We start from the raw sequence: 22,345 nt of genomic DNA on the forward strand, positions 1-22,345 counted from the left end.
GGGGAAGCGAGATGCCGTGGTAGAACCCATGCCCTCCCTGCCCCAGCCCGCGCGCGGAACCGCCCCGGGCCGGCCGCACGGGGTGTTCTTCGGCTGGCGCGTCGCCGCCACCGCCTCCGCCACGGCGCTCTTCTCCTGGGGTATGGGCTTTTTCGGACCCGCCATCTACCTGCGGACGCTGCTCACGGAGCATGGATGGGCGGTCTCCGCGGTCTCCGCCGCGGTGACGACGCACTTCCTCGTCGCCGCCGCCCTGGTCTCCTTCCTGCCCGAGGCGCACCGGCGCTTCGGCGTCGCCGGGATCACGCGCGCCGGCGTCGCCCTGCTCGCGGCCGGCGCCCTCGGCTGGGCATCGGCGCGCGAGCCGTGGCAGGCCTTCGCCGCCGCGGTGCTGTCGGGCGCCGGCTGGGCGGCGACCAACGGGGCCGCCCTGAATGCGATGGTGGCTCCCTGGTTCGAGCGACGCCGCCCTGCCGCTCTGGCCATGGCCTTCAACGGTGGCGCGGTGGGCGGTGTGCTGTTCCCGCCGCTCTGGGTGGCGCTGATCGCCGGCCTGGGCTTCCCCGGGGCGGCGGCGGCGGTCGGCGCGGCGGCGCTGCTGGTGCTCTGGCCACTGGCGGGACGCCATCTCCGCCCGACGCCGGCGTCGCTCGGCCTGGCCCCCGATGGGGGCGCCGCGGCGGGCGCTTCCACCCCGGCGACCGATGATGCCGCGGCGGGGCCGCCACGCTCACCGCCGGCGCCCGCGCGACCTGGTCGTCTGGCGCTGCTGCGCGAGCGGCGCTTCGCCACCATGTCGGTGGCCTTCGCGCTGTGCATGTCCGCCCTCGTGGGGCTCTACGCACACATGCTAGCGCTGCTCGCACCGAGGCTCGGGGATACCGCCGCGGCGGGGGCCCTCTCGCTGGCGGCCGGGTGTATGGTCGCCGGGCGCACGGGCGTGGGCTGGATCCTCAGTCGCGGCGGCAGCCGGCGCGGCGCCGCTGCAGCGACGTTCGGCGTGCAGGCGTGCGGGGGCGGAGCGCTGCTACTCGGCGCAGTCGTCATGCCGCCCGGCACGGAGTCCGTCGCCGCGGCGCTGGGCGGCTGCGCCCTGCTGGGTCTCGCGGGGGGCAACCTGGGCGTGCTGCCGTTGCTGATCGTGCAGGCCGAGTTCGGGCGCACTGACGCGCCGCGCGCGGCAGCGATGGCGGTTGCGATGAACCAGGCGGTGATGGCCTGCGCGCCCGGCATCTTCGGAGCGCTGCGCGACCTGACGGGGAGCTATCTGCCGGCGCTGGTGCTCGCCATCGTGGCGCCGCTCGTGGCCACGCGGCTCGTGCTTGCCGGCGCGACTGGCGGCGGGCACCATTCCCCGCGTTGCGGCACGGCGCACTGAGGCGCGGAGAGTCGTGCCGGCCCGGGGCGAAGCGGACGATGACAGGCCGAGTTTTCTACTGCGGCTTAGAAAACAGTCAGGTGCGAATGTTCCAACGGCTCGGAGGGGCACCTGGGCGGCGGACGGCCAAGAGGCGCCGGCGGACTAGACACGGGCAAAGACCTGCCGGATGGCAGGGTCGCCCGGCTTGTAGCCCGCGCGCGGCTCGAAGCGGACGTCCAGCACTTCGATGGCGGCGACATCCCTGGCCCGGAGCAGCTTCCAGCCGGCACGATGCCGCGAGGCGCTCTCGCCCGCGAGTTGGTAGCAGCGCAGCAGCTCCTTGCTGTCGCTGGTCCGCCCGTAGACATGCGGCTCGACGATGCGGCTGCCCGCGGAGTAGACCAGCTTGAGCAATCGACGTTGCTCGATGGCCGCGGCGATCAGGCCGTTCATCCGGTTCCTTTCACCACCTCTGCGGCCGATCCAGCGTCAGCACGCACCCGCGGCCGTACTGGGCCTCCAGCATAGCCCGGGCCTTGCCGCTGTCGTCGGCCTGAATGGTCACCCGCTGCGTCAGCCCGTTGGGCAGGCGCACCACCGCCACAAACTCGTCCATGCTTCTGATCTCCCACGTTCAGGGAGGCCAGCCATTGGTGGCCGGCCCCATTGCGACAGGTTGGTCTGGTCGTCAGGCCGCCTTTGTCGCGCCGGCCCGGCGCTTGAACGCCTTGCTGCGCTCCTGCGCCGCGATCGCCAATTGCGCGTCCAGTTCGCCGGCCCGCGCCGCCGCGATCAGCGCCCCGATCACCCCGGGCAGCTGGTCGAGGCTGCCGACCTCCACGCTGGTGCTGCCGGCCTTGTCCAGCGGTAAAGGCTTGGCGCCATACCGGACCATGAAATGCACCGTGCCGGCGCTGTCCTCGAACCAGTCGCGCCGCACATGCACAGGCTGCATCACCCGCACCCGCTCGCCGGCATCATTGGTCCGGTAGACGGGGCGTGTCGCTTCCAGTGCGCGGCCCTCCAGGTGAGCGGTGAGCAGCTGCTTCTGCTGCTCCAGATGGGCGACCACCTTGGCGCGGGCGCGCCCTTTGGCATCGGCGGGGGCCGAGACGGGCGCGGCCTTGCCCAGCTTCAATCCCTTTAGCGACATCGGGAGCTCCTCCGTTCTGACTTCGTGCCGATCGATCTACAGCCGTCGTTCAGAAGGCCAACCGAAAAGGCGGGGCCGTGCTCACCTTTTCTCCCGACCGCCCGATGCGCCGGGATCGCTACCCAGCAGCACGCCGGGTCCAGCGTCACACTTGCCCTAAGATGCCCCTGCAAGAGGATCACCAGGGGCGGGGGCTACACGAGTGCGCTCAAGGGCGCTGCACCCTGTATGACCCGCGCAGGGGCGCTCTGGGGCATGCCCCGTGCGGGCCCTGCCAAGCCCGTGTAGGGGGCAGCCCGTGTGGATAGCTCTGGCAGCCGGATTGACGCCGGCTGCCCTAATCGGCCCGCGCAGGGCAGCGCAGAAGACTGCTATTGCCGGCTGCTTCAGCATGGTGCTGTGGCCTTAGCATTGGTGTCGGCGGATGTTCAGGCGGAAAAAGGCAGTCATAAGGTTCCGCGACCGCGCCGAGGCCGGCCGGTGCCTGGCCGAGCGTCTGCGACACCTTACGGGGACCAACTCGGTGGTATTCGCGCTGCCGCGTGGCGGTGTGCCAGTCGGCATGCCGATCGCAGAAGCACTGGGAGCTCCACTTGACCTGCTGCTCGTCCGCAAAATTGGTGCGCCAGGTCAGCCGGAACTCGCGCTTGGCGCCGTGGTAGATGGAGAGCCACCGCAAACAGTGCTGAACGACCAGATAATCAAATGCCTCAGTGTGCCACCCGGGTTCATCGCACAAGAGGTGAACCGGCAGCTTGAGGAATGCGAGCGCAGGCGACATCTGTGGATGCGTGGGCGATCCCCGATCGTACCTTTCGGTTCTACGGTCATCCTTGTGGATGACGGTATCGCGACCGGCGCAACGGCTCGTGCCGCCATTCTGGCGATAAGGCGCACCGCGGCTGCGCGCCTCGTCCTTGCCGTGCCAGTCATATCCTACGAAGTTGCAGAGACGCTTCGGCCACTTTGCGATCAAGTATTGTTTTTAGTTGAGCCGCACCAGCTTGGCTCGGTCGGTGCCTTTTACGACGACTTTCATCAGCTCACGGACGAGGAGATGATAGGCTTGCTTCAAAACGGCCTGGTTTGGGGCAGGCAAGATGAGCATACAGGCGATCCTCGCTGAGTCGCTGACGGGCGGCGCTGCGCCCCGGCCCTCGACAACAAACACAGCGCGGAACTTGGGCCCGGATGAAGTGCTGAAAATCAGCAAATCTCGCCAGATGCAGCTCCGTTCCGGTTCAAACGTCTGCAAAATTACTCCGGATAAGATCGGATAACCCATTAGGTTTTCGAGGAAGGGCAGCGTGGCGTATAACCGCAAAGTCATTTCCACTGGAGAAACACCGATGGCCAAAGCATCGCCGGGCCGACCTCGCACACAGCGAGCCCAGAAGTCCAAAGCGCAGGAAGCACCGCCGGAGACTCACGGCGACGAGGGCGCCGAGCAACCGGCATTTCTCAAGCAACTAGAAAGCCTAAACATCGGCGAGCTTCGTCGGGTCATAACCTTCGCCGAGGCCCGGATCAGGGAGCGCGAGGCGAGCGAGAAGGCTGCGACCCGGGAGGAGCTACAGAAGCTGGCGCAGGAGCGTGGGTTCAGCATGACCGATCTTTTCGGCGAGCTCGTTCCGCATGCCTCCGCAAAGCGGGGACGAAAATCTGGTGAGCCAGGAAAATCGGAGCGAGCGCCCGTCGAAGCCAAGTACAGGGGTCCCAACGGGGAACTGTGGAGTGGACGGGGAAGGATGCCAAAGTGGCTCCATGTCGCTGAGGCTGAAGGCCAACCGAGAGATAGTTTTCTGATAAGTCCCGAATAGCGGGCTGATGTGAAAGACGCGCTGGAATGCCGCCAGCGCGTTTCGAAAACATGACGCATTGGCGCAGAGTGGGCTTCCGCAAGCTGCGATTGGACACCAATCAGGACCCGGTGCTCGCCATCGTGCGTCCGCCAGAGAGCGCCACTACTGCGCAAGAGGCCGAGGCGACCGCTTGGCGGCTCCACACGGTCCGGAGCGTCCTTGCCGAGCTGAAGAAGTACCAGGGCATCGAGCTGTCGCCGGCCCGAAAGCAGCATGAGGACACTGACCATGAGTGCCATGCTGGGGCGGCGTCGGCCGGAACCAGATGCTTGGATACCAGTTCTGTCCGGATCCCGTTCGGAGCAAATCATGGCACAGCAGGGCAAGGACCCAGTGCGGTCCGACGACGACCGGCACGAGAAGGCGAGGGACCTCGGCGAAGCGGCACTCGGCAAGCTCGCGGAAGGGCAAGAGGCCGAGGCTGACCGACTGATCGAGCAAGCCAAGAAGCTCGACGAATCCGCGTTGAAGGAAATCGTTGAGGATCTTGAGGAGGATGCCGGATCGGATCCGGACGCGGTCCAGAAGTCACCCGGCTGAAAACCGAGCGTGCCGACCGAATGGGCGTCGGGATCGATGCGCAACATTGCGGCAAAGCTCCGGTTCGCGTCTAACTGCCGGTCCTGTGGTGGGACGCGCTACGATCACGCACGAACTCAACAAGAGCCAGGCCTGACCGCAACCACGGCGCTGCGTATGGCGTTCCCGGGGAGATGGAGCAGCAGATTACCATTGCCCGTCCGGCCGCTGAGGTCTTCACCTATCTGGCCGACCCCGCCCATCTGCATGACTGGCTGCCGCAGCTGCGCCGCGAAGAGACGAACCTGCCGGAGAGCGGGCTGGAAAGCGATAGCGCTGCCGGCACGGTGTGCTGGTCCTTTGACCCGGACGGGGAGTGGAAGGTACAGGAGACGGAAGGGGTAACGAGGCTGACGCTGCAGCTCCAGCGCGACACCGCCCCGGCTGCCGATCCAACTGGACCAGAGACGCCGGAGGACGCTGCCCGCTTCAGCGCCGAGGCCGCCCTGCAAAGCTTGAAGTCACATATCGAACGTGCCGGAGGCGGCGACCCCGACTTGCGAACGGCTGATGTTCCGAGTCGCGTGTTTGGCCACACGGCAACCCAAGACCCTGACATCTGAGCGGCGAAAAGCGCGATCGCTCCAGTAGCCGTTTGTTCCAGTTCGCCGGACTAGAGGTGACACGACGACTGTAGGTCTTGAGGTAATCAGGAAAGGCTCGTGGTTTCAGTTACTGCCGGCGTAAACGCTCGGCAGCGAGGGCCAGTAGCTGCGCTATTGTCGCCATCGTCTCCGCTACGATCTCCCGGTCGCCGAGGTCGGTGGAGCAGCCTCGAGCCAGTACCGGTGCGTCGGAGGGGGTGGCACCGTCCTCGAGGGTATGTGTGCGGCTCTTGGGCTGAAACACCGAGATGCTGAGGAACGCGTCCGGCACCACAACGCCTTGAACCTTCGCCGCTTTGAGTGCCCATTCTTTCAGGTTTACGGTCAGCTCGCCGCGTCCCTGATAAATGTCGATCGCCTTCTGGGCGATGCTCTTGTATTGCTTCGGTGAGTTCTCAAGCAGCGCCTCGAGAAACGCTTCGATCTGGTCCATAAAATATCGTCCTCGAAAATGGGTTAGCCCGCCGGCGGCTGGAATGGCCGGCGGGCCTGGCCTTGGTCTGGACGACGTGGTGACCAAGAGATCCGATTGCGCATTGATGCTCTAGCTTGAAGCATGATGGCCACCTCCCGTGTCGTCTCGAGAGGCTCGATTCCCAGCTCTCCTCTCCTGGCTATTTAGCGCCACACATTTGAGCGATGCCTCCACGCAGAAATGCCGTCGTGCTGGCCATTAAGGCGTCTACGCCCTGTTGCCAGCTGAAGGCTAAGAAAGTTGCGCAAAACCGAAAGAAAGGAATTTTTCCTTATGAGAATCGCAGATTTCGTTCTCGACTGAAGAATTATGGTCCGCCGGACGTGAGCTTGGCCCTTTGAAGCGGACGCCTCGAGAGCATCGTGGCCGGGCGACATTCCATCCGAACGGTGAGAAGAAGCAAGAATGCGAGGGTACGCTAAACGGCTGGCCCGGCAGGAAAGGATTTCTTCCTCCTTGCCGGCAACAGCGCGCAGCTGCGCCCCTCGAGCTCCGCCCAAATCGCACTTGCAAGAGCATCCATCTCAGACGCTTGCACAGTCGTGGAGCCATCGGCGACGGCCTTCACCCGTACAAACAGTGACAGCAGAGCTGCAAAAGATGCCGGTCGACGCGAGCAGATGATGTGATCGTAGTAGCGAGCGCCCATATTCAAAAATTCCGTCGAAAACGTGGCGTGGTTCTTGAGAAAGCCAAGGCGTCTCAGCGTGTTGTAGGCGTTTTCCAAAATCATGGGTGTTCCCTCCAGGAATAAATAAATACGATGTCAGCTGTATTTACCGCTGCAAGCGCGCTCAAAGATGGCGCGGAAACTCGATCGCCACTGCGATCCAACAAGCAAAAATAGGGAGGGTCACATGTCTCAAATGATAAACCATTGGCTGCCGGGCTTTATCCGGACATTTCGGTGGTGGGAGATAATGCCCCCGCGGAAAACCACGCGCCTGCAAGGCCGCCGCAATGGCTAACATCCCGATCTACACCAAACCGGTGGTGAACCGCGCGGACTACCTCGAAGCATTGCGAAGAGAGTTAGAGGAACTTGCGCCAGCGTTATTCGTCACATTGGTGTTCAATCGATCCACCACGCTCGAGAGCGCGATTAAGGCACTGGACCATTTCCACGCCTGCGTAGACAACGCATTGCTCGGCTCAAAGTGGGCCAAGCCGAACCGGAGATCCCGACGAACCCGCTTTCTGGCGATAGCCGAGAACGTCGGCAGCAATCTGCATCTGCACCTCGGGGTGGTGCCGGCGGATAGAAAGAACCTGCAATTCTGGCAGGTGTCCCGCCGTATCTGGAAGAATGCGGCCACCAGCGGCAACATCGACATGGATCAATGGCGTTATGGACCTGGCGCAATCGACTACATGCTCAAGCAGGTCCGACCCGAGCTCTCGGAAAATATCCACTACTCGCGGCACTACGAGGCCGGGAGAAGCGCGGGCTGCTAGGCGGCCTGCAAGATCGACATAGACGTCAGGTCATCGCCGTTTGCAACGCTACGGAGGCTCTGCCAGCACGTCATTCTGCATCGACCCGACTGCCGGCTCTCCTGACATTCAGGACCCTGCAGTGTCTTCCTGTGATTAGAAGACAACGGTTCAGAGAGATCGTCCACACTTCAGACAGTGACGCTCGAGATGCCTGATCTCAGTTCTCCTTCCATACCGCACCTCGAGTGCTCACATCGGCACAAGACACATCGGTCCGCTTCAACTGAGTTTACTTGGTTTACTCGAGGTCATCCGTTTGGGTCTGCGCCCTGGCAAACAGACCGAGCGCGTCCGAGTGAAAGCTGATCTCCCTCTCCGGCTGCTTGTGGGTGAAGATGTCGCGGATGACTCTGCGCGCCCGCCGGACGTTATCCGGTATGAGATGGTCCGTATTGTCGGGGAGGTCGGCGAGAATATTGGCATCGATGATCGCTTGGGTCAGCGCCTCGACGTTGTGGTTGCACAGCATTACCCGGCCGGCGGTGTCCCAACCCAGGAACCGGTCTGGCACGCGCCGCAACTCGGCCATGCTTAGGAGCTGTCCTACATGGCTGTTGCGCAGCATGGGCACGACATCCGCTACCCCCATGGTGCCCTTGTCGAACTGGACCGTATGGAGCCGCAGGCGCTTGGGGCTCCAGTTCACCCCCACGATGGCCTTCAGGTCGACATGCCCGTAGAGGAAGGGCGTCGCGGTGTCGAAGGTGACCCGGATGCGACGCCCGAGATGCTCTTCCAGCGCGCGCTTCAGCGCCGTCAGGAGCAGCGCGTATCCGATGTCGCTGGTCCCGAGGAAGTGCAGGTGCTGGAGCCTTCCCAGCAGCCCCTTGCGCGCGAGCCGTACGAGCACGCGCAGGACGTGCCGCATGTCGAAGCGCATCTGCCCGCCCCAGGCGATGCCCTCGAACTCGCCGATGAAACGCTCGATCTTTTTGAGCCATGCCTCCGCCTCGGCCGGCGTATGGCCCTGGAGGACGGCAAGCCTGAGTAGCGTGTCGCGTATCCGGTTCTGGCTCAGGAACTCGTGGCTGGCCAGGCTGTCCGCGAGGGCGAGGGCGAACTTCTTATAGTAGTGGTTTCCCTGCCGGTAAACCGCCGCGCTCGGGACGTCGAGCGCGAGCACCGCGTCGCAGTACTTCTCGGCCCAACGCAGCACAAGGAGGCGGGTGGCATCGTCGACCGGCAGGTTGGCCCCTATGAGCTGGAAGCCACCGCTGTCGGCCAGTATGTAGCTCCCGGCGGTCTCCCGTCTCCCCACCATGTCGCTGAGAGGTTTTGCCAGATTCTTCGGGTCGCGTTCCATCACCACGCCCGCGGAGTAGAGGGCGCCGGTGAGCCTGAACAACCGAGTTTCCGGCCAGAGGAAGTCGAGATCCCGGGGCGTCAGGCCGGAGGCCAGCGCCGCCGCCGGGTCGGTGACCACATAGCGTGCCGTGGATGTCTGGATGGCAGGATAGTACGTGGCGTAGTCACGCCATAGTTCGTCGAAGTTCATGTTGTCGGTTCCGACGGAGGAGGGAACCCGGGGTGCCGCCCGGGTCCCACGGCTTCGCTCAGCGCGGGCGGCGGGCGCCGTTTTAGGTATCCTTCGTGCCCGGCGGCATCGTCGCAGCGTCTTGTGCCCCTGCTCCGGCCTTCCCCGGGACAGGATCGGCAGAAGCCGGTGCTTCGGTGTCGCCGGTGCCCTCCTCGGCAGCCTCGACAGTGGAGACCTTCGGGGACCACCGCGCGAATGCCATCGGCTGCATCAAGGCCGCGATGCGGACACCTTCGTGGCGCGTGCAGAGGGGCACCCACACCCAGAAGGTCGCCTGGGCCGTGCGCGTCTCGAACCGCAGCAGGCCCCTGCTGTCCACCTCGAGGCCCACGTCTCCTACGAGGCGGAGTGCCGCCAACGCCGAAACCACGTTCAGCCAATCGGTCGTGGCCACCTTCACAGACATGGCGGGCGCCTTCGGCTTCGACCCTGGGTCGTGGCCGATCTCAGTGCCGTACCTCTCGTGCTCGACCGCAATCACGCTGCCGTCGAGCTGCAGGTCGAGAATGGGGGGGCGGTCCCTGGTCACCTTCCTCAACGGAGCGCAGTAGTCGCGCGAATGGGCCTTGAAGGCGGACCGGGGAATGCTCGTCTTGAACTGAGGGGCGAAGCCGTCGCGATCGACGTCGAGGGGATGCGAACCGCTGTCACCGTCGTCGGTGGCCCAGGCTGCCGCCCGAGTCATCGCCATGGAAATCGGCCTTGCCGATTCCTTTTTGGTTGCGGTTGGCGACAGGACCCACCTGCAGTGCGTCGCAGACCCCAGTTCCTGGGGATCGGACACATGGGCGAACGCAAAGCCAAACAGGTTCTTGTACGGCCCCAAGTAGATCTCCATTCGCCGGAGTGACTTGGCGTTGGCCCACAGGGTTCCTTCCGGCCGTTCGGGCGCGAGCGCCTCGCGGATGGGGTCGATGGGGAAGATCTCGACCACTGGAAAGGCGTCGAGGTGGGTGGGCGAGACGAGCAGCGACAGGCCCGGCCTGACGAATAGGTGCCGCCCGCTCTTGACCGGATTGCCACGCCTGTCGGTCTTCTTTGTCGGTATCTGTGGTACGCAGGTCGTGCCGACCGAAGAGACGGCGCCGAGCAATGCCAATACGGGCTCCGGCTCGGCTCTCGCCGCCACTACGAGCCGTCCGAGATCGCTGTTCCGGTCGACCTCCTCGTCGATCAACTCGTACATTTCGCCCACCTTTGTGTAGAGCGCGAACGGCGGCAACGGTGCCGCGGCCGCCCCGCGCTGGGCACGAGCGCCTCGGCCCAGGGCACGACTCCCACGCTTGATCTGCTCGTCGAGCAGTTTCTTGCCGTCGAGCGGAATTTCGCCCTCATCGCCGGCACCGTCCCCGCCCCGGACGGGCGGATGCCTGAGGCGGGTGTAGCCACCGACTTCTCGATAGACGTCGAAGACGGCTCGAACGCCCGCGGCCCCGGGCTCCGGCACCCGGCTGAGCCGCTTCACCACCTCGGCTTTGAGATTCTCGACGGCGTTGGCGCGCTGCCCTGCGAGGGTGGCATGGGCCTGGTCCTTCGGATCTAACTCCGGGTGGTAGGCATAAACGTTGTCTAGCCACGGCTTGCTGTTACTGCCGTACTGCAACCCCATAGTCTCGACCTTTGGCCTCACCAGCCCGGCATCGTGCTTGTCGTCGCCGTAGACGAGGATGATTGATAGGCGTTGCCCGATGACGGCCGACAGTTGCGCCCGCGTCCCCTTCTCAACCCTCCCACACTCCAGCGCGCAGGCATGGGCGCGCTTCACGCGCTCGCTGGGATCGCCGTCCGCATCGAGCCCGGCTAGATCTACTGGCGGCTCGATCGCCGCGGCCTGCTGGTCTGGAGCGACTTCCGCCGCTGAGGTCCGCTCACCTTCGGCCGTGGCCGCCGGAGCGGAGGCACCGTCGCCTGAACGAACTTCAACTGAGTTGAGGCTCGCGGCGGCATCATCGGAGGACGCCAATGGCGCCGCATCCGGCTGTCCGGCATCTGAAGGCCCGGAACCAGTAATTCTTGACATCATTGTCCCTTCGCGCTGAAGGGACGGCGTGCGGAGACCGGGACGGCGACGACGCGCGGCAACGGCCACCGCACAGCGCCCCTCGGGTGCTGGCCAGTGACCGCCTGCCATCAGTTGGCGGATACCCTACCTTTTAGCGCGGGCGAGGGAGGCTCCTGCCCGAAGGCGGGCCTCTACGATCGGCTGATTGGGACCGATGAACCTCGTGAGCAGCGGCCCGTCTCCGCTGCCCGATGACAATGCCTACATCGCCGAAACGGCGTTCAGAGGCAATAGCCCAAATTCGACTTTGCGCATCCGGACGAAATGGCACGACCCGCTCGCCCCGTCGTTGCAGGCATGGACACATGCCCGACCGCGTCGCTCGGCGGAATCAAGTGGCGCCACTGGACTCCACGGGTGATGTCGAGCAGGGGGGGCGCGATTGTGAACTTCAGCTGTGCATGACGGGCCGGGCGATCAAGCGCGGCTGCGCGCGACGGCCACAATCCGGCTCACGGTGGCGGGGTTCACACCGAACAGGCGCGCGGCTTCGGAGCCGGTCCTCTCGCCGTTCAGCACCAGCCGCGCGACAAGATCTCGCTGGGCCACCGTGAGCTTCGGTCGCCTGCCGCCCCTCCGCCCATGGATGGCGGCTGCCGCAAGCCCGGCGCGGGTGCGCTCGCGTACCATCGCCCGCTCGAACTCCGCAAAAGCGCCCACCATCTGCATCATCATGCGTCCGGCCGGTACGCTGGTGTCAATGGCTTCGGTCAGTGAGCGGAAGTCTGCGCCGGTGACCTCGACGCGGTCCATGATGTGCAGCAGATCCTTTAGCGAGCGCGATAGCCTGTCGAGCTTCCAGACCACCACCACGTCGCCGGCCCTGACCTGGTCAAGCATCCGGTGCAGCTCGGGCCGGTCCCACCGCCCGCCGGAAGCTCGCTCCGTGAAAATGCGTTCAGCTCCGGCGGCCTGAAGCGCCGCTACCTGTGCGGCGGTGTCTTGATCATCTGTGCTGACGCGCGCGTACCCCAGAAGCATTGCGCAAACCCATTTCTGTTGGGTTGAATTATGCAACAGGTTTGCGCAAAGGGCGACCGCGCAGGAGAGCTGGGCCGCGGTTAGCGTTGCACAGACGTACGTTTGTGCGGGGGCAAGTCGTGCGTTGTCCTCCCCTGGATAAGGCGCTAGGCCGGGCAGCAAGCGGATGAGAAAGCCCAGGCCCAATAGGTCGGCCGGAATGGACGTCGTGGCAGGAGCCACCGACGCAGCAGCTCCGTTGTCACCTCTCGCTGCCGAGCCGCCGCCTCGATCTCCCGATCGGTCAGCGACGTCCAAGCTACCATACGTGATCTTCCAGCGCACGCCCGATGGGCCGTACTGGGTCCGCTTTAGCATCCGCGGCGAGGGCCAGATCCGCCGCCCGCTCGAGACGCGCGACCCGACATTGGCCGAGCAGCTCGCGCTTGAGGCCTATGTCGAATCCAAGCATCGCGCGAAGTCCGGTCTGCGCAGCCGCGCCCGGACCTTCAGCAGGGTCGCCGAAGAGTTCATCACGCAGCTGCGGCGGGAGGCGGAGCGCAAGGAGCGAAGGCAGTTCCAGGTCGACCAGTGGCGTCGCATTGTGGAGCGCTACTTCGTCAGCTTCTTCGCTGAGCGCGCCATCGACGGCATCATAGATGCCGACATCCATCGTTACCGCGAGTGGCGCAAGGATTACTGGACCATCGGTCCGGGCAAGGACGTCCAGATCATCCCCTACATGCGTGGTGGTCGCCAGATACGCCGCCCGATCACGGCCAGGATGCGGAAGCCACCTTCGCCGAGCGCACTACGCAGCGAGTTCGTGGTCCTGCGCCTGCTGTTCCGCTTCGCCGCTCAGCAGGGATACATCAAGACGGCACAGGTGCCGGAAATCCACCTGACCCGTGTGCCCGCAAACGCTCGGCCCAGCTTCGAGGCGCATGAGTTCACCCGCTTGGAGCAGGTCAGCCTTGAGCGCCTAACTGACGCCAAGATCAATGACCACGTGCGACGCGATCGTGCGGTGCTGCACGCTTACTGCATGATCGCCGCACTGAGTGGCTGTCGGCCAACTGAGTTGAAGAACCTCAACTGGAGCGATGTCCTGGGCTACCGCGAATGCCGGAGCATGCCGATTGACGAACGTGACGTCAGACTCCGGGTGAGGGGGAAGGGCAAGAACCGCGTCTTCGTGCCGATGCTGGCAGCAGTTTCTTGGTTCGATATCCTTTGGAACTTTTGGCTGAAGGCTGCAGGCCGCGAGCCGGGCGACGACGACCCGGTGTTTGCAACGCCTACGGGCAAGCGGCTGGGCTCTGTGAAGAAGAGCCTCTCCGAGCTGCTGAGGGCTGCCGGGCTGCTGACCGACCACCGCGGTGCGCGGCGCACCGCCTACTCCTTCCGGCACTTCTACATCAGCCAGCAGCTGATCGCCGGTGTGGACGTGTTCCTGCTGGCCAAGAACGCCGGTACGAGCAGCGACATGATCGAGCGGTTCTACGGCCAGGTGAAGCTGGAGCGCATGGCCAAGGAGCTCAGGCCGGAGTGGCGCAAGCAGTAGGGACTATCTAGTCAGGTGTTGAGATTTCACAGCACCCGGCCCGTCGATAGCTGTCCGAGGTGCACGATCCAACGCCGTCTACAATTTCAAATTGGTGATGCAAGTCGCTGCAACCAAGGCAGTTTGCATTTCAGCAGATACGCCTTCGCGACACTGGATAACTCAGCGGTCGGCAGAACCATCTCCCGGATCTGACGCATCAGATCCAAAAGTTTCGCTTGGGCATACACCCGCTGCTCTATCGGCATCGCGCTTATATGAGCAGCTTCCCTGGCAAGTTCATCGCATTTGTTCCATATTTCCCGCCGCACCTCATTTAGTGGCTCAAAGTCGAGGTGCAAAACGTCGATGCTGAGCTCAACACGGTCGAAGTCTACTGTACCTGCTGGGCAGGCGGGTACTGGCTTCCCGGCTTCATCAAATGTGATCAATGCTGGGTCAAGGTCGTTGCAAGGATCCAGCAGCAAACATGTTTCTAATCTTATATCCTCGGTCGGTAACGTGGCGATGAAGCTCCCTTTTGCCAAAGGGAACTTATCCCATTTGCCGAGAAGCGGGCCATCGATCTCATCCCGGCTGGGCGTATTCATTACGGCCCCTGCCAAACGATAGTTGGATAAGTTGAAGGCTAACCACCAGTATCCAGACCGTGGATCCTCGTGTTCGTTTGCCACGCGCCCTTTCGGACGGAAATGGTCAACGTGCCAGAAGCTCACCTTATCTTTCGCTTCGCTATACCAACATTTATTATGGGAAAGTAACTCAAGGTGAGGCTTTACCATTTCCCTCCAAAATGCGCTGTGTCGAGTTATGAATGCACGCCTCTCACGGTCGGTCGTAAGGCTGACCAGTCGAGTTGTTAACCTTTCTGCTTCTCGGCGGACCTCGGCAGGAAATATGGCCTCATCAAAGCGAATGAAGATCACGGCTGCGTCCCGGCACTAAGCTCTTTAATTACCTGGTCGGCGAGGGCGTTCATTGCCTCCAAGTCGGCAGGCGACTGTAATGGAGTATCGGCTGTGCGAACGTGAGCCATGCGCTTGAGAAATAGGTCGTACAAGGGATCACGGGACACTCGCCTAAGCCCAATCTGCGCTAGTTCACGCGAAAGCTCCTCCATGCGGTCTTCTTGCGCGGGGCTCCTTACAGAGTCGGCTAGCGAAAAAAGCGCGTTTCGCTCATCGAGCTTACGCTGTGTGATTGGATCGAGGGTTGTAGAAAGTCCGAATATGTCGGTCAAAATTCCGGCCACTCCCAAGCCTCGTGGATCGATAGGCGGTCTTTGTACCGAGACCCGCCCAAAGTCATCCCGTGACATCACCTGCACCTGCTGACGTTGAAGGCTCGCCATCGTGAGCGGGTCATGGGACGTCATGACGATGTGACTGGTAGGGTCAGTCCGCCATCCATTCGGGTCATCCGTTTCGTCGGAAGAGAATTGGTGCGCTAGTTCGAGGTACTTCCACTTCCACGCGGGATTCAGATGTGTATCTGGTTCGTCCAGTAGAAACAGGGACTCATCGTGGCGCGTGAATTCCATCAAACCCAAAACCGTGAGCAGCTGCTTTTCGCCATCGCTGATTTCATGGAACGGCAATTCTGCATCTGCTCCCTCTCGGTGAACCCAAAGACGCACCTCTCTGACCAGATCCGAGATGTCGAGGGTCTCGAGCATCGCAAAAAACGATTTCGCGTCGTCGAATCCACCGGCCAATTTACCCAAAGTCTCCTCGTCCTTTATGAACAGATAGACATGTTCCTCAGACGTGGCATTCCCGCGATAGTCGGTCTGAACGGACTGCTCAATACGAATGGGTGCAGTGGCGTACGCCCACAGCTTATCGAGCAGGCGACGGACTACTCCGTAGGCGAACCAGAAGTTGGGGTCCCCATGCTTCACGAGAGTGGGGGAGGGACGCTTTTGCCCTTTTCGACCTTTAGCCCACCAGGGCTCTTTCATCACGATCAACGCGCTGTGCAAACCGGTGATGCCCATGTGCTCCCGCAGTAGTTGGCGTGCTCGGCGATTATCAAAAGCGAAATAGGAGAGCAGCGCCAGCTGGCCGTAGAAATGTCTGCAGTAAAAAAGGCGACGCAGCTCAGGATCGCGGGTGTTTAACTCGAGCTCGGCTCCGGGCTTGATCACTTTGGAATAATAGAGGCTCTGGTGCTTGTCGAAGAGCTTTTCAAATCTATCACTTTGCCCAGAGTAATATCCGAAAACATGGTTCGGCAAAAATTCGGGCGCACGCTTGCGGAACGCATTCAGTCGGATTGATGTTCCGATCTGCTCTGCGGGTTTCGGAGACTCGGGATGCCCTTCCTTGATTACAATGCTGATCTGCGGTGATGTCAGGTCGGTCCAGCGGTTATCTAGTTCAATCCATTTTGCGCGGCAATGGTAGCGAAGGAAAAAGCGAAAGGAGATGCTGTTCCCCAGATCGAGGGCGCGAAAAACCGTGACGAGCGCCTCCAAAATGTTCGACTTGCCTGCGCCGTTAAGGCCAATCAGGACGGTGGCAAACTCGTCCTCGTCAAAATTAATCTCGACATTCCGTAAATTTTTGAAGCCATCGATTTTGAATAGATCAAGTCGCATCACACACCTCAACGTGCCCTTTTTGTTTACTTTCCCGAAGGGCCATATCGCCCAGCTCGCTAGCGAGCTGTTTATAGAACTCGTCTATACTCATCCCAGAGAGGCGGTAGAGCTCGAGAGCAGTGATGGCGCTCAATTGGCGAGCATCCAACAGGGATCGTAGGTAGCCTACAGGCACGTCCCTCCGTGTCTTTTCTTCGGCGCCGACAGGAGGAGTTGGAGCCGGCTCGGGCTCATCCGAAGAGCTGACGCCGCGCGGCCGTCGCCGGACAGACTTAATCTCCTTCATTGCTTGCTCCTTTTCGGCGCGAGCACGTTCCACGACAGTGTGCCCACTGGCTTCGCTATCACTTTGAAGTGTAAGTTCACCCCGATATGCGGCGGAAGCCAGAGCTTCTCGGAGGTTTTCCATTTGCTGGAGCAGCGAATCGCAATGAGACTCGAACCGATCCGCTCGGTGAAGACCTGACCGAATGGCGGCCACGATCTGTCGCTGGGCGTCGGAGGGGGGTAAGGGAACTGGAAATTGCTTCAAGTCGGAAAGATTGATCCCACTCTGAGCGACACCTTTCACCTGCTCATTTAGAATGTCTTGAGCTGCAGGGCTTCCGAGTAGGTAAGCGATGTACTCCGGAACCACCCCTTCCAGGAGCGGAATCACGGCAACTTCGCGGCTTACATTTGAGCCAATTAGACCTGGTCCGGCGACAGCGACGCCTCCGACCGTGCCCCGTATAGTAATGAGCACCTCACGCCCACGAAGGCGCGTCCGACCGTATCGCTCCTCAATGCTCGGCGTAACGCGTTTCAGGCTTTCGGTATCGATGCGGAAGCCTTTTACATCGCCGCCGCGCACAGTCGGAATGCCTGTAGGGTCTGGGTCGCCGGTTTGCACGATGCCATAGGAGATCCCCCGGGTAGGGTCAGTTAATGCCTCAAGGGTCGTTCTGCCCCAACTTGCGCTGGATGGGCCCATAAGACGTATGTGTCCGTCGGACGGTTTAGGGCTGGCTGGGGGTTCGATGTACTCGCTTTCAGCACGACCGGCGAGGGCCCAAGCTTCCCGCCGGCGGATGCGCAGTTCGTCCACCAAATGCTTGGCGGATGAATCACTTTGGCCGCGGTCTTGTCGGCCGGGCAAAACACCACGAATGCCTGTGGAGATAAGAGTGCGGCGGTAGGCGACAAGCCGTGTTCGAGCACCCTCGATCATCCTGGAAGCATTGTCTGCGCGCGCCTTGCTAGTCGCAAGCTGCGCAATGATACGTTTTTGTTCCGAAAGCGGTGCTACTGGGATTTCTGTATTCTCGAGGAAAGTGCGCGGAACTCGCTGCTGGCCGACTGCTCCGGTCATACTTACCGCGGCGTTTCGACGAAACGACCTTTGCCTTAAGTAGAAATGCAGATACTCGGGGAGAATACCACCAAGGGGGCGAAGTACAAAAAACTCTGTAGATCCACAGCCCAGCCCATTCAGCAGGTTGCGGACCACGGCGCATTTTCCATTCTCCATCGAGGGCGTGATTTTCGCAAAAATAACATCGCCATCTGCGAAGTGTGTAAATCCAGACCAGACCTCCCTCAACGATACCGTCGTAGTAGACGAAATCCTGCCCGACTGGTCATCAATGCTCGCCATCGGGACAAACGACACCGATAGAGCATCTGGTAAATCGGGCGAATGCTTGGGGTTAAACAAGCAGAGGTCGCCCAGCGGGGCTGTCGCCCAGCCTCTCGGGACGGCTCCTGGCCTCACTTATTTGACGCCTGGCTGAGGGGGTCTGAACCTGGCGGAAAGTCGAGGATATCTGAGAGCTCTTCCATTTCGTCGAGTGCCGCGCGAAGCTTGGCGATGATCTCTGCGCAAAGTTCACCTGGATCAGAAGCAGAATCGCTCGCCGCGGTGTCGTCCCGAAGCCATGCAATGCTAAGGTCGTCACCACGGGCAAGTATTTCGTCGCGTGTAAAACACCGGAAGCGACCTGATTCGCCTTGGTCCGTGCGGGGACTTCTCCCGTGAGGATCGGTGCCGAAAGCTAATTCGAAGCTGATGAAATCTTCGCGCGCGAGTGGGCGCCGCTTTCTGATCGGAGCGGAGTTTGCCCGCATATCGTAGATCCAAACGTGCTCGGTGTTGGTCTCGGAATCGCGGTTTAGGAAAAGCACATTGGTCTTGACGCCCTGCGCGTAGAAAATTCCAGTCGGCAGCTTAAGGATAGTGTGTAGGCGGCATAGGCTCATAAGTTCGCTTCGGACTTCTCTGCCTGCCCCATCCTCAAACAGCACATTGTCGGATACGACAACAGCAGCTCGGCCGCCAACGGGCAGGGCGCGGTAGACGTGTTGGAGGAACGAGAGCTGCTTGTTTGCTGTCTTGAATCGTAAATCAGTGCGCGTCGGATTGCCCCCGCCCTTTTTCGCGCCAAATGGCGGATTAGTTAGTATGACGTCGGGGACGTCCAGCTGCGCGATGTCGGGAGACAGCGCGTCGCCGCGACAGTATCGGTCGCTCTCTATGCCGTGCAGAAGTAGATTCATCAGGCCAAGGCGGTGCGTGTCAGGCACGAGTTCCATGCCTTGAAATGCTTTGGTGGCTTGGAAAGCCTGCTGCGATCTGGTCAAGGCAGCAGCCCGCCCCGCAAGATTTTTCACGTAGCGGTCCGCAGCGACTAGAAACCCGCCTGTACCCGCAGCCGGGTCTTGGATAATTTCCCCGACTTGCGGCTGGATCAATGCAACCATACAGTCGATCAGAGGGCGCGGGGTAAAATACTGGCCCGCGCCGGATTTCTTTTCGGACGCATGCTTGTCAAGTATACCCTCATAGGCGTCACCTAATCCTTCGCGCCCTGAGGAATACCAATCGATCGTGTTGATCGCATCCACTACTAGTGATAAGTTGCTCGAACGAGAGATTGAGGTTTGTGCGTTTCGGAAAATGTCACGTACTCTCGGCGATCCTTTGCTCCCAAGTCTAAAGAGCATGGCGCGATAGAAGTCGAGGCGCTCGGCAGGTGGCTGGCTTATTAGATCGCTCCACCTGCAACCGCTCGGAATGTTTGGTCCACTGGAGCCGTCGCCACCCTGCACGTCGGCTGCTCCGGTCTCGGCGGCCATCTTCAGGAAAAGAAGATACGTTAGCTCAGTCACATATTGGTGGTAGGTGATGCCATCATCCCTCAGGGCGTGGCAGAGCGCCCAGAGGCGGGCGACATTGTCCTGAGTGTTGGCCATAGTTCCCCGAGTGTAGGTTGAGCGGCGTCTGCACTGAATACAGCGGCGTCGGCTTCGTCTCTAGTCGTGAACGAGCTCCCCGTATCTGCTGCGGCTGTGCATTTAGAGCTGAGCGGTGGGCATGGCCGCCGGACCGTCGCACCCCTGCGGAGGATCACTCCCTCGACCGTGCTAGAACTGTGCTAGCGCACCAGACACTCACCAACCTACGGTGCTGAAACAGAAGGGGATGCGACAGGACTGTGCTAGCACTGTGCTAGGCGCACGCGGCCGTGAGAGCGCAACTGCGCCGCTTATAAACTCTTGATCCACTTGGGAGAAATGGTGCCCAGGGGCGGAATCGAACCACCGACACTGCGATTTTCAGTCGCATGCTCTACCAACTGAGCTACCTGGGCCCAAGCGGCCGGCCTTGTCTAAGGCCGCCGGCAGAGGCCGCGGGAAATAGCGGAAGGCGTTCCGCCTGTCCACCCGGCTTCGTGCGGTTTTCTCGCTCAGACGTCGTCTCCGTCCTGGTCGTCTGGCTTCACTGGGATGGCGTAGTCGCCGGCCAGCCAGCGGCCGAGATCCACCTGCCGGCAGCGCGCCGAGCAGAAAGGGCGGAAGCGGTTGTCCGGCGACACTGGCTTGCTGCAGACGGCGCAGCGACGCGGCGGGCGGGGCGGCGGGGCGGGGTCAGCCATGGGCGGCCTCCTCGATCTCGGCCTGCGCGGGGGAACGCGCCGGGTCGGGGTGCAGCTGCAGCGGCATGCCGATGGTCGCCTCCGCCTCTGCCAGCGCGCCTGGCAGGTTTCGCAGCGCGGCGATGACGGCGGGCGCCGCGCGCAGTGCCCAACGGCGGCCAGGGCGCAGCGCCGCCTCGCGCGCCGCGCGGCGCAGGGCGGCGAGGCCGTGGGTGAGCAACGCGGGCGGCCAGCCCAGCACCTCGTGCAGCGGCGGGTGGATGCGCTGGCGGAGGATCTCGAAGAGGCCGAGCGGGCCGAGGCCGAGCAGCCGCGCCAGCCGGTCGGCGGCAAGGGCCCTGGCTAGCGGCTCGGCCAGCGCTTCCCGCCGCTTCGTGGTCAGGCCGGCGAGGTCGAGCAGGATCGGCCCGGCCAAGTTGCGCAGGCGGATTTGCCGCGCCGCTTCGGCCACTGCGGCGTGGTTGAGGCGGAACTGGGCCTGCGGGTCGCGGCCGCCGGCGGCGCTGCCGGCATCGACGTCGATGGCGGTGAGCGCCGGCGTCGGGTGCAACAGCAGGCGGCCGCCGCCCGGCAGCGGCACCTCGGGGCCGGCGAGCTGGTCGAACTCGGCCTCGAGCGCATCATCGAAGACTGGGGCGTGGCTCAGCGTCACGCGAACAGGGCCGAGGGCGGCGCGCAGCCGGGCGGCAAGGCCGGCGCCGTCGGTCCGGAGCTCGGCTTGCGGATGGGCGCGAGCCAGGCGCAAGGCCGCCTCCGGGCCGCGGGCGAGCAGCGCGGGGCCGCCGGGCGGGGCGGCGGCGGCGCGCGCGGCCTCGGCGTCGGTCAGCCTGGCGGTCAGCCGGGGCCCCTTGCCGCCCTGCGAGGCGCGGATAACGCGGACCGGCAGCATCTGGCCCTCGCTGGCCGACTTGCCGATCGGCTGCCGCGCCGCGCCGATGGCTGATTCCGGCAGGAAGCCGGTCTCGCCGTCGGCCATGGCGAGGAAGGCGCCCGCCATGGCCGGCGCCAGGGCCGACACCCGCGCCCGGTGCAGGTCGCCGACGCCATCCGGCCGCGCTGGTCGTTCGACCCAGGCCTCGACCAGGGTATCGTCGTCGAGCAGCGCGACGCGCACCTCGCCCGGCGACGTGGAGGCCAGGATGGTCTTCATTGGTCGCGCGCCAGACGCGGAAAAATGGAAGGGGGTACGGAGGGATACGTCCCCCCGTCCTTCACGGCCGCAGCCACCCCACGCCCCTGAGCAGCTGCGCCGTCTCGAACAACGGCAGCCCGACCACGTTGGAGTGCGAGCCCGACAGGAAGCGCACGAAGACCTCCGCCCGCTTCTGAATCTGGTAGCCGCCAGCCACGCCCTGCCATTCGCCGCTGGCGACGAAGTCCTCGACCTGCGCCTCGGTCAGCCGCTGGAAGGCGAGGGCGGTATCGACCAGCCGGGTGCGCAGCGTGCCGTCCGGCGCGCGCAGCGCGACCCCGGTATAGACATGGTGCCGGCGGCCCGAGAGCAGGGTAAGGAAGCGACGCGCCTCCGCCGCATCGGCCGGCTTGCCGAGGATGCGCCGGCCGAGGCCGACGACGGTATCGGCCGCCAGCACCAGCGCCTCCGGCTCCAGGGCGACGGCGGCGGCGGCCTTGCTGGCCGCGAGCCGCGCGGCGAGCTGGCGCGGCAGTTCCTCCTTCCGGGGGGTCTCGTCGATGTCGGTGGGCAGGACGCGGTCGGGCACGACGCCGATCCGGGCGAGCAGGTCCAGCCGCCGCGGGCTGGCGGAGGCCAGCACCAGGGGCGGTCGCGCCGCGGTCAAGGCGCTTACTTGAAGCGGAAGGTGATGCGGCCCTTGGTCAGGTCGTAGGGCGTCATCTCGACATTCACGCGGTCGCCGGCCAGCACGCGGATGCGGTTCTTGCGCATCTTCCCGCTGGTATGGGCCAGGACCATGTGTTCGTTGTCCAGCTTCACGCGGAACATCGCGTTGGGCAGCAGCTCCACCACGGTGCCGCTGAATTCGATCATATCCTCTTTCGACATTCGAAACCTTATCTGCGCGCGGCGCGAGACGCCGCGTCACCTTGCTTTGGACCGCGCGCGTGGCGGAGGGGACCGGCGGGACGCGCCCAGGGGGGTGCCCCCCCCGGGGATTGACTGGGCGGCGGCAACATGATGGGCGGGGGGGAGCGGGT

At 63.2% G+C, this 22,345-nt stretch carries 23 protein-coding genes, 1 tRNA gene and 1 pseudogene; 8 read left to right on the top strand and 17 right to left on the bottom strand.

What is annotated here, in order from left to right; all coding sequences use genetic code 11:
- Positions 1–28: 28 nt before the first annotated feature.
- Positions 29–1,378 carry an MFS transporter gene (locus E2C06_RS07970; RefSeq protein ID WP_165982268.1) on the top strand — a complete coding sequence of 450 codons (1,350 nt, stop codon included), beginning with the start codon at positions 29–31 and terminating at the stop codon, positions 1,376–1,378.
- A gap of 144 nt (positions 1,379–1,522) precedes the next feature.
- On the opposite strand, the gene E2C06_RS07975 is transcribed toward E2C06_RS07970, so the two are convergent.
- The 3 genes from E2C06_RS07975 to E2C06_RS07980 form a co-directional block, all read right to left on the bottom strand.
- On the bottom strand, positions 1,523–1,813 hold the full coding sequence (locus E2C06_RS07975) for a hypothetical protein (protein WP_133288059.1): 291 nt from the start codon (positions 1,811–1,813) through the stop codon (positions 1,523–1,525).
- A 10-nt stretch (positions 1,814–1,823) separates the two neighbouring features.
- Positions 1,824–1,976 (bottom strand): hypothetical protein, encoded by a 153-nt coding sequence (locus tag E2C06_RS37435; RefSeq protein WP_165982269.1) that lies wholly within the window; start codon positions 1,974–1,976, stop codon positions 1,824–1,826.
- Between the two features lie 72 nt (positions 1,977–2,048).
- On the bottom strand, positions 2,049–2,513 hold the full coding sequence (locus tag E2C06_RS07980; RefSeq protein WP_133288060.1) for a hypothetical protein: 465 nt from the start codon (positions 2,511–2,513) through the stop codon (positions 2,049–2,051).
- Positions 2,514–2,937: 424 nt separating this feature from the next.
- Between E2C06_RS07980 and E2C06_RS07985 the strand changes: the two genes are divergently transcribed.
- The 5 genes and pseudogenes from E2C06_RS07985 to E2C06_RS08000 all read left to right on the top strand — a co-directional run bounded on the left by E2C06_RS07985 (position 2,938) and on the right by E2C06_RS08000 (position 5,517).
- Positions 2,938–3,639 carry a phosphoribosyltransferase gene (locus E2C06_RS07985; RefSeq protein ID WP_133288061.1) on the top strand — a complete coding sequence of 234 codons (702 nt, stop codon included), beginning with the start codon at positions 2,938–2,940 and terminating at the stop codon, positions 3,637–3,639.
- Positions 3,640–3,820: 181 nt separating this feature from the next.
- Positions 3,821–4,333: an H-NS histone family protein gene (locus E2C06_RS07990; protein ID WP_133288062.1), complete on the top strand. Its 513-nt coding sequence runs from the start codon at positions 3,821–3,823 to the stop codon at positions 4,331–4,333.
- 50 nt (positions 4,334–4,383) lie between these two features.
- Positions 4,384–4,581, top strand: a pseudogene (locus E2C06_RS40740) (DUF3489 domain-containing protein); the annotation flags it as partial.
- Between the two features lie 103 nt (positions 4,582–4,684).
- Positions 4,685–4,915 (top strand): hypothetical protein, encoded by a 231-nt coding sequence (locus E2C06_RS39205; protein ID WP_241671167.1) that lies wholly within the window; start codon positions 4,685–4,687, stop codon positions 4,913–4,915.
- A 173-nt stretch (positions 4,916–5,088) separates the two neighbouring features.
- Positions 5,089–5,517, top strand: coding sequence for an SRPBCC family protein (locus tag E2C06_RS08000; RefSeq protein ID WP_133288064.1), 429 nt, complete (start codon positions 5,089–5,091; stop codon positions 5,515–5,517).
- A 109-nt stretch (positions 5,518–5,626) separates the two neighbouring features.
- Here E2C06_RS08000 and E2C06_RS08005 read toward each other — a convergent pair whose 3' ends face one another.
- Both E2C06_RS08005 and E2C06_RS08010 read right to left on the bottom strand, forming a co-directional pair.
- The gene (locus tag E2C06_RS08005; protein WP_133288065.1) at positions 5,627–5,992 is read right to left on the bottom strand and encodes a hypothetical protein; all 366 of its coding nucleotides are present in this window, start codon (positions 5,990–5,992) and stop codon (positions 5,627–5,629) included.
- A gap of 460 nt (positions 5,993–6,452) precedes the next feature.
- Positions 6,453–6,767: a DUF6626 family protein gene (locus tag E2C06_RS08010; protein ID WP_133288066.1), complete on the bottom strand. Its 315-nt coding sequence runs from the start codon at positions 6,765–6,767 to the stop codon at positions 6,453–6,455.
- Positions 6,768–6,994: 227 nt separating this feature from the next.
- On the opposite strand from E2C06_RS08010, the gene E2C06_RS08015 reads away from it, so the two are divergent.
- Positions 6,995–7,489, top strand: coding sequence for a hypothetical protein (locus E2C06_RS08015; RefSeq protein ID WP_133288067.1), 495 nt, complete (start codon positions 6,995–6,997; stop codon positions 7,487–7,489).
- A 280-nt stretch (positions 7,490–7,769) separates the two neighbouring features.
- Here E2C06_RS08015 and E2C06_RS08020 read toward each other — a convergent pair whose 3' ends face one another.
- From E2C06_RS08020 to E2C06_RS08030, 3 genes are all read right to left on the bottom strand, one after another.
- Positions 7,770–9,026: a hypothetical protein gene (locus tag E2C06_RS08020; RefSeq protein ID WP_133288068.1), complete on the bottom strand. Its 1,257-nt coding sequence runs from the start codon at positions 9,024–9,026 to the stop codon at positions 7,770–7,772.
- A gap of 82 nt (positions 9,027–9,108) precedes the next feature.
- Positions 9,109–11,031: a hypothetical protein gene (locus tag E2C06_RS08025; RefSeq protein ID WP_133288069.1), complete on the bottom strand. Its 1,923-nt coding sequence runs from the start codon at positions 11,029–11,031 to the stop codon at positions 9,109–9,111.
- 516 nt (positions 11,032–11,547) lie between these two features.
- Positions 11,548–12,111 carry a recombinase family protein gene (locus tag E2C06_RS08030; protein WP_133288070.1) on the bottom strand — a complete coding sequence of 188 codons (564 nt, stop codon included), beginning with the start codon at positions 12,109–12,111 and terminating at the stop codon, positions 11,548–11,550.
- A gap of 307 nt (positions 12,112–12,418) precedes the next feature.
- Between E2C06_RS08030 and E2C06_RS08035 the strand changes: the two genes are divergently transcribed.
- A complete protein-coding gene (locus tag E2C06_RS08035; RefSeq protein ID WP_193560431.1) occupies positions 12,419–13,654 on the top strand; it encodes a tyrosine-type recombinase/integrase in 1,236 nt (411 codons plus the stop codon).
- Positions 13,655–13,740: 86 nt separating this feature from the next.
- On the opposite strand, the gene E2C06_RS08040 is transcribed toward E2C06_RS08035, so the two are convergent.
- From E2C06_RS08040 to infA, 9 genes are all read right to left on the bottom strand, one after another.
- The gene (locus tag E2C06_RS08040) at positions 13,741–14,580 is read right to left on the bottom strand and encodes an HNH endonuclease family protein (RefSeq protein ID WP_133288071.1); all 840 of its coding nucleotides are present in this window, start codon (positions 14,578–14,580) and stop codon (positions 13,741–13,743) included.
- On the bottom strand, positions 14,577–16,253 hold the full coding sequence (locus tag E2C06_RS08045) for an AAA family ATPase (RefSeq protein ID WP_133288072.1): 1,677 nt from the start codon (positions 16,251–16,253) through the stop codon (positions 14,577–14,579). Before E2C06_RS08045 ends, E2C06_RS08040 begins: the two co-directional genes overlap by 4 nt.
- Positions 16,243–18,009, bottom strand: coding sequence for a restriction endonuclease subunit S (locus E2C06_RS08050; RefSeq protein WP_133288073.1), 1,767 nt, complete (start codon positions 18,007–18,009; stop codon positions 16,243–16,245). Before E2C06_RS08050 ends, E2C06_RS08045 begins: the two co-directional genes overlap by 11 nt.
- On the bottom strand, positions 18,006–19,487 hold the full coding sequence (locus E2C06_RS08055) for a class I SAM-dependent DNA methyltransferase (protein WP_133288074.1): 1,482 nt from the start codon (positions 19,485–19,487) through the stop codon (positions 18,006–18,008). Before E2C06_RS08055 ends, E2C06_RS08050 begins: the two co-directional genes overlap by 4 nt.
- Before the next feature lie 322 nt (positions 19,488–19,809).
- Positions 19,810–19,885, bottom strand: a tRNA-Phe gene (locus tag E2C06_RS08060).
- Positions 19,886–19,981: 96 nt separating this feature from the next.
- Positions 19,982–20,170 (bottom strand): DNA gyrase inhibitor YacG, encoded by a 189-nt coding sequence (locus tag E2C06_RS08065; RefSeq protein ID WP_133288075.1) that lies wholly within the window; start codon positions 20,168–20,170, stop codon positions 19,982–19,984.
- Positions 20,163–21,320 (bottom strand): ribonuclease E/G, encoded by a 1,158-nt coding sequence (locus E2C06_RS08070; RefSeq protein ID WP_133288076.1) that lies wholly within the window; start codon positions 21,318–21,320, stop codon positions 20,163–20,165. The genes E2C06_RS08065 and E2C06_RS08070 overlap by 8 nt, the downstream gene beginning before the upstream one ends.
- Before the next feature lie 61 nt (positions 21,321–21,381).
- Complete coding sequence (locus tag E2C06_RS08075) at positions 21,382–21,969, bottom strand: Maf family protein (RefSeq protein ID WP_133288077.1); 588 nt, start codon at positions 21,967–21,969, stop codon at positions 21,382–21,384.
- 5 nt (positions 21,970–21,974) lie between these two features.
- Complete coding sequence (gene infA / locus E2C06_RS08080; protein ID WP_111471402.1) at positions 21,975–22,193, bottom strand: translation initiation factor IF-1; 219 nt, start codon at positions 22,191–22,193, stop codon at positions 21,975–21,977.
- Positions 22,194–22,345 lie beyond the last annotated feature (152 nt).

This window comes from Dankookia rubra, from assembly GCF_004355005.1.
Lineage (GTDB): Bacteria > Pseudomonadota > Alphaproteobacteria > Acetobacterales > Acetobacteraceae > Paracraurococcus > Paracraurococcus ruber_A.

What these genes read in the sequence shown, in the direction of transcription:
- E2C06_RS39205 (WP_241671167.1), top strand. Translation starts at nt 4,685, where the DNA reads ATGGCACAGCAGGGCAAGGACCCAGTGCGGTCCGACGACGACCGGCAC.
- E2C06_RS07970 (WP_165982268.1), top strand. Translation starts at nt 29, where the DNA reads ATGCCCTCCCTGCCCCAGCCCGCGCGCGGAACCGCCCCGGGCCGGCCG.
- E2C06_RS08045 (WP_133288072.1), bottom strand. Translation starts at nt 16,253, where the DNA reads ATGCGACTTGATCTATTCAAAATCGATGGCTTCAAAAATTTACGGAAT.
- E2C06_RS08005 (WP_133288065.1), bottom strand. Translation starts at nt 5,992, where the DNA reads ATGGACCAGATCGAAGCGTTTCTCGAGGCGCTGCTTGAGAACTCACCG.
- E2C06_RS08000 (WP_133288064.1), top strand. Translation starts at nt 5,089, where the DNA reads ATGGAGCAGCAGATTACCATTGCCCGTCCGGCCGCTGAGGTCTTCACC.
- E2C06_RS37435 (WP_165982269.1), bottom strand. Translation starts at nt 1,976, where the DNA reads ATGGACGAGTTTGTGGCGGTGGTGCGCCTGCCCAACGGGCTGACGCAG.
- E2C06_RS08070 (WP_133288076.1), bottom strand. Translation starts at nt 21,320, where the DNA reads ATGAAGACCATCCTGGCCTCCACGTCGCCGGGCGAGGTGCGCGTCGCG.
- E2C06_RS07975 (WP_133288059.1), bottom strand. Translation starts at nt 1,813, where the DNA reads ATGAACGGCCTGATCGCCGCGGCCATCGAGCAACGTCGATTGCTCAAG.
- E2C06_RS08015 (WP_133288067.1), top strand. Translation starts at nt 6,995, where the DNA reads ATGGCTAACATCCCGATCTACACCAAACCGGTGGTGAACCGCGCGGAC.
- infA (WP_111471402.1), bottom strand. Translation starts at nt 22,193, where the DNA reads ATGTCGAAAGAGGATATGATCGAATTCAGCGGCACCGTGGTGGAGCTG.
- E2C06_RS08010 (WP_133288066.1), bottom strand. Translation starts at nt 6,767, where the DNA reads ATGATTTTGGAAAACGCCTACAACACGCTGAGACGCCTTGGCTTTCTC.
- E2C06_RS08030 (WP_133288070.1), bottom strand. Translation starts at nt 12,111, where the DNA reads ATGCTTCTGGGGTACGCGCGCGTCAGCACAGATGATCAAGACACCGCC.
- E2C06_RS08065 (WP_133288075.1), bottom strand. Translation starts at nt 20,170, where the DNA reads ATGGCTGACCCCGCCCCGCCGCCCCGCCCGCCGCGTCGCTGCGCCGTC.
- E2C06_RS08055 (WP_133288074.1), bottom strand. Translation starts at nt 19,487, where the DNA reads ATGGCCAACACTCAGGACAATGTCGCCCGCCTCTGGGCGCTCTGCCAC.
- E2C06_RS07985 (WP_133288061.1), top strand. Translation starts at nt 2,938, where the DNA reads ATGTTCAGGCGGAAAAAGGCAGTCATAAGGTTCCGCGACCGCGCCGAG.
- E2C06_RS07980 (WP_133288060.1), bottom strand. Translation starts at nt 2,513, where the DNA reads ATGTCGCTAAAGGGATTGAAGCTGGGCAAGGCCGCGCCCGTCTCGGCC.
- E2C06_RS08020 (WP_133288068.1), bottom strand. Translation starts at nt 9,026, where the DNA reads ATGAACTTCGACGAACTATGGCGTGACTACGCCACGTACTATCCTGCC.